A 5,718-nucleotide genomic window follows, 5' to 3' on the forward strand; every position below is an offset into this window, starting at 1 on the left:
ATTTAAAATATTGTTTAAGATTTTACTAGCTTAAATTTATTTGCTTTATATTCCTTAGTAAGCAAAAATGGCATGAAGAATATTGCATAAATTAAAATACTATATAAAAGAGTTTCCAATGTGTATACTGCCGTATATCCTCCACCAAATATGATACCGATAACATTGTTAACCATGTGTATAAGCATTGGAGCCCACACATTTCCTGTTTTCATATAAGCATATCCTAAGAATATACCTAAGAATATGCAAGTAGCCACATGACCGATTACACAGTAAACAGGTGTCTTAGGACTATAAAGTATAAAACAAAGTGGGGCATGCCAAATTCCCCATATAAAACCTAGAATTATTACACCAAATCTTTTACCATAAAGCTTTTGTAATCTAGGTTGTAAAAAATATCTCCAACCAAATTCTTCTCCAAAGAATAAATTAAACCCTATTAAGAAATTAGTAATTAAACTTATCATGGCAATTACAAGATTTTCTGCCAGCTTGTCAACATTTACTTGTCCTTTGATAATTTCTGGTATATTACTAGCTACAATAAGTATTACAAATATTAATATTACAGTAGCAACTTTTTTAGAATTTTTACCAAGACACAGGTTTATATCTCTCATTTCGTGACTATTTACTAATACAAAATATAAAAGATATGCAGATACAAAAGTATCTAAAAGTGAAGATATCCATATACTACTTAGTAAAAATGTTTCTCCTATGGTAATAACTATTCTTACAAGTGTAGCTATGGCAAATACCTTAAAGAATTTATCTATCTCTTGTTTAAATTTATAATCAGAAAATTTTTTTAACACAACAATTGTTGAAAATGCTGGTATGTACATAAATAGTCCTGCAAAGTTTACAGCAAACTCACTGGCATTTTGTTTTGTTGAAGAAAGAAATAAGAATATAGATATGAAAGCAATAAGACCAAAGTTGATTAATAAAAATTTTTTAATTTCTTTCTTAATGGTGTTAGCATCTTTACTCATAGTATATCCCCTCCATTTTATATAATTTTTAGATATCAACATAATACATATTTCAATACCTCGAGTTCCTATGTATTTAAAATGATTGTATTCCATTTTATACCAGGAGTCAAGAATTATAATTCTATCTATTTCCATACTACAATCAAGTTGCCCATTTCAGTCTATTTTACATTAATCTTAGCTCTATATTCTTTTAAACAATTTTTTAATGGCATTTAATCCCTCATTACTATTTTTATTGTCAAGTTATAAATAAAAGTTTATCCCTTCAACTTAAAAAAGTGCCTATAAGAATCTCATAGGCACTGGGTACTACATAAAGTTATTTAATTAAATTTGATAGACTTTGCTCCAATTCCTAGCTATTTTAACTACAACCATTTTATTTCATCTAAATTCGCAGTGGTTGGCCTACTACATATTTTACCTATATAGCTTGTGAAAATTTAGGTAATTTTATGATAATCTTCTTCCAAACAATACCTATTATTATAACTTTTATTGGTATCATAATAAGTTCCTTCATTATACGTATTGGCAACAATGCCATAAATCCTTTTCCCATTAGAATAGACAACCAGTATGTATTAAGACATAAGTTTAATCCAATGTTTATAGCTATGGATGCACCTATTATTCTAGCCCAAGTAATAGGCTTCTTATATAAAAATACACCATAAATTACCCCCGATAAAATTGCAGTAAGAGTAAACCCTGGGAAGTAAGCTCCCGTTGGGAATAAAATAGTACCTATAATATCAGCTATGCCATTGGCTACACCTGCACAAATTGGACCATACATAATAGCAGTTACAACAACAGCTACAAAACCAAATCCTATTCTTACTATTGGCGTTTGTATTGAGCAGAATCTAGTTAAGATAATTTGTAAAGCTATCAATAAACTTATTTGTACTAATTTTTTAACATCAAACCTTTTATTCATAAATTTCCTCCTAAGTTTAGCTAGCACACAAATAAGTGATCTGTGTGTGGAGGTATCAATGATTTTTTATGATGCTTTTATGTTTATGATTATCATTTGATATAATCTATCTTCTAAATTTAAATAACCTCTTGAAGTTGTACAAATATAAATATGTTATATTTGTTTTAAGTAGATAGACGTCAATAACAAATGATGATTATACTATTTTGTTACTACTTTAACTTCCAATAGTATTGTAGCACAAAGTCATACTCATTTTGCATATTTGATATTAAAACTAGTATAATTTCCTAATAAATAAATTAAGGGTGAAGTATTACTCCACCCTTAACTTTATTCAACTAAAATCCAATTAATTCACTTTCTTGTGCATATCCCTTTTCTAGAGCATCTTCTCTAAGATAAGCGTATAGTTCTGCATTTGTACTTTCCACATATGGATTTACATAAAAAATTGAAAGTAAGCCTAAGGTACATATTGATAATATATGCCAACCTATAAAAGATAAGTCTAATTCAAAAGTACTCCATTTATTACCATTCATCATGTTTTTACTTATTTCAAAAGCTCTTTTTCTGCTTATATTTGGATTTTCACTTAATATATAAGGTATCATTCTATACTCATAAGATTTCACTATCCCAGGTATTAAAAGTAATAATGACCACAAATATATGAATATATCCATCGTAAACATTGTGAATACTGAACTTTTAAGTTTTCCGCTTTTATACGCAGACAATATAGTTTTTATAGGTTTTTCTTCTTCTCTAATTCCCATAAAGTAATTGTTCTTTCCTATTGCCACAGGGTAAGCTATGAATAATTTAATAAGTAGACTTAAAATTAAAACTAATATAATTGCATTCACAAAAAATAAGACTAAGCCATTTGCAAATAAGTCTTCAATTATCCCTGTTCCTGCATCCTCTAATTCTGAATATTCATCCTCGTATTCTTCTGTGTAGTTTTCACTATAAGAACTGTTATATGTATCTTGTAAGTCACTTGCACTATTAACTACTTGGCTCATTCCTCCTGTTAACATAAATGCTATAAAACTTACAAGTACTGCTTTCCAATAGAACCTTTTAAAAGTAATTTTTGCACTTTCTTTTAGCTGTTTTCTTTCCCACATATTATTTCCTCCTGTTTGATATGCTATTGATATGATTATATATTATAATTGATTTGTATAATCTTACAATTTTGTATCATTTTAGATAAATCGTTGTATAAACTATGAAGAGCAAAACTTAGTTATTGAATGATATAAATACATTAATTAATAATTTCATATAAAAACCGTATCACTTACTTATGATACGGCCCTTTATTATACACATCAACTACATTTGTTTATAAGTTTCTAGCAGTCTAATATAATGATTGGCTTCTCTTAACACATGATCTCCAAGAAGAGGCAGTATTATAGATCTAATTTTGCAGCTAGCAATCCCTTCTGTACCTGCTTGTTTAAAATTCTTAAGTTGAACAGTTTGATTTAAAGTTTGATTTGTAACACTGTTTATAGTCATACTAGTCATATTCTGAGCCTCTTCAAGTAAATCCTTAAATGTATCTGCAAATTCATCTGCAGTTTCAATTAAGTCATCTTCTGAAGGATCAAGTAGTCCCCTTATAAAAAGTGAATGTTCCATCATAATTTTATCCCAGAATAATTCAGTTTCTCTAGCATCTTTAGAATCAATATCAACTCTATTTTGAAGGTCATCTATTAATGAATAATATAACTCAGCTTCACGAGTTATATGTTCAATAAGTAAGGGATAATTAACAGTAAATAAATTGCATGATAAAACGCCGTCTAATATTCTCTTCTTAAACTTGATAAGCCCATTAAGAAGCATTTTTGCATTCGTATTAAGTTGATTTACATAGTTTACTAAATTAGAGCTAACCTGAGGATTTTGACCACTACGTAATTTTGATTCCATTTCAGTTATACTTTGATTTATCCCTATACCTGTTAATGCTTGAGTCTTAGCTTCTGTCCCTAGTGTAAAATCAGTTATAATTTCACCCGAATTTAAAACAATCGGTCTTATTATTCCATTACTAGCACTTACTGTATATGATAATAATTTCTCAAATTCATTTTTATAGTGCTCTGCTCTCTTGGCAAATTCTGAATCTTTAGGTGTGAATCCAGCCTCTAAAAAAAGTGAATGTTCTTTCATTATCCTAGAAAAAAATAAGTGTAGCTCAAGTGACAGAATAGCATATCTTTGATCGTTTATCATAATGTCCCCCTTAAAATACTTTTTTCTAAATTCTATGCATTGCAGTGTTTATTAATGATAAAAGGCTATTTACTAGTTTCATAATAATTAGCTAAAATATTGTATAAAAATTTATAATAATAAACCGTATCACTTATTAGTAATACGGTTTTACTATATGTTAACATGTTGAGTATTTAACCTAACTTTACCACAACCTAAATCTAGTACTCTTTTATCTTCTAAATCTGGAAACATATTTTTAAAAGTTTGCCATTCATCAGCTCCCTGTAAACCATATACTGATCTTGTCATTTTACTATATTTATCAAAAAATTTTTTATCATCCTATTTATTATTTCTCATAAATTATCACCTTTCTTATTATCAGTAATCAGTATATTCTTATTTTGTATCAATTATTGCAATCTTAACAGTACATAAATACTTCTGTATAATTTATGTTCAAATAAATATATGCCCATTTATATTTAATAAAATTTATTCAACAAAAAAAGCCTGGATATCTGCTTTCCAAGCTTTTTTAATATTTTATAAACCCTTAGTGTAATCTATGAATAAAGAAAATTTCGGTACTTCTAAATTATGCACACACTTTTAAATTTATATACATATTTTTGTAATTTTATATAGCTTTCCTCTTTGCATACTGATTTTCTTTAGTTAATTCATTATTAAATATAGTTCTAAAAATAAATAATAATATATTACTTCATGATATATTAAAATGTTTATGAATATTTTTTCAGTAATCTTTCTATTTCATTCTTAATTTCATCTACGCTATATTTTCTAGAGTTCTCCAATCTAATTCTTAGCTTTGATTCATCTAAGCCCATGGATTCACTTATAAAACTCATAAGACCTCTAACTTTTCTATCAACTTCTAAAAGTATGTCCACATGAGTATTTGTCGGTATGAAAACTAACTCCAGTTCGTCCAATCTATTTCTAAAACTGCCTCTTATTGGTACAAATTCAAACTCCTGAACAAAATTAAAACCATTCAACTTAGATTTGCAGTATTCGTTTTCTACTTCTCTAAGAGAAAATCCTAGCTCTGATATGGCATCTACAACATTTTGCATATAATCATTAAATCCTACGTTTATATAATCTCTATCTGATGTATCCTTACCACTTTTTATATCTAAATAAGTTGATAACCATACTTTTGATTTATGAATAGTAACAGGAACTCTCTTATATAGTATAAAGCTAAATTTAACTTCATGTATTTCATCAGGAAGTATATTTTTATCTATTTTTATAATATGCTCTTGGATACGTTGTACTTTGCTTATAGTATTATCATCTACTTCTTGTTTATAGCTAGTATAAACACCTATGGATATATCATTTATATATTGTTCTATGTTACCACCTTTTATTTTGCATATACCTTCAATTCTTTTTCCTGGCACTATGTTTTTAGTATGAACTATTGTATCTATTTTTGCACCACCTATACCAAGTGCTGATGCCATAACCTTGTTG

Annotated in this window: 6 protein-coding genes; all 6 read right to left on the reverse strand. The window is 27.8% G+C overall.

Annotation, left to right across the window (positions count from 1 at the left end):
* Positions 1-14: 14 nt before the first annotated feature.
* Positions 15-1,004 (reverse strand): CPBP family intramembrane glutamic endopeptidase, encoded by a 990-nt coding sequence (locus NSA58_RS14800; protein WP_074429281.1) that lies wholly within the window; start codon positions 1,002-1,004, stop codon positions 15-17.
* A gap of 430 nt (positions 1,005-1,434) precedes the next feature.
* Positions 1,435-1,953, reverse strand: a complete 519-nt coding sequence (locus NSA58_RS14805) for a folate family ECF transporter S component (protein WP_257560632.1) — start codon at positions 1,951-1,953, stop codon at positions 1,435-1,437.
* A 344-nt stretch (positions 1,954-2,297) separates the two neighbouring features.
* The gene (locus NSA58_RS14810; protein WP_039678395.1) at positions 2,298-3,095 is read right to left on the reverse strand and encodes a DUF975 family protein; all 798 of its coding nucleotides are present in this window, start codon (positions 3,093-3,095) and stop codon (positions 2,298-2,300) included.
* Between the two features lie 211 nt (positions 3,096-3,306).
* Positions 3,307-4,221, reverse strand: a complete 915-nt coding sequence (locus tag NSA58_RS14815; protein WP_074078980.1) for a DUF2935 domain-containing protein — start codon at positions 4,219-4,221, stop codon at positions 3,307-3,309.
* 153 nt (positions 4,222-4,374) lie between these two features.
* Positions 4,375-4,515 carry a class I SAM-dependent methyltransferase gene (locus NSA58_RS14820; protein WP_161791891.1) on the reverse strand — a complete coding sequence of 47 codons (141 nt, stop codon included), beginning with the start codon at positions 4,513-4,515 and terminating at the stop codon, positions 4,375-4,377.
* 437 nt (positions 4,516-4,952) lie between these two features.
* Positions 4,953-5,718 (reverse strand): sporulation protein (locus NSA58_RS14825; protein ID WP_257560633.1); only part of this gene is annotated, 766 nt, incomplete at its 5' end.

The organism is Terrisporobacter muris (assembly GCF_024621905.1).
In the GTDB taxonomy this organism is placed as follows: domain Bacteria; phylum Bacillota; class Clostridia; order Peptostreptococcales; family Peptostreptococcaceae; genus Terrisporobacter; species Terrisporobacter muris.

Excerpts from the sequence above, each read along its gene's own strand:
- NSA58_RS14800 (WP_074429281.1), bottom strand. The coding sequence starts at position 1,004 with ATGAGTAAAGATGCTAACACCATTAAGAAAGAAATTAAAAAATTTTTA.
- NSA58_RS14805 (WP_257560632.1), bottom strand. The coding sequence starts at position 1,953 with ATGAATAAAAGGTTTGATGTTAAAAAATTAGTACAAATAAGTTTATTG.
- NSA58_RS14810 (WP_039678395.1), bottom strand. The coding sequence starts at position 3,095 with ATGTGGGAAAGAAAACAGCTAAAAGAAAGTGCAAAAATTACTTTTAAA.
- NSA58_RS14815 (WP_074078980.1), bottom strand. The coding sequence starts at position 4,221 with ATGATAAACGATCAAAGATATGCTATTCTGTCACTTGAGCTACACTTA.
- NSA58_RS14820 (WP_161791891.1), bottom strand. The coding sequence starts at position 4,515 with ATGACAAGATCAGTATATGGTTTACAGGGAGCTGATGAATGGCAAACT.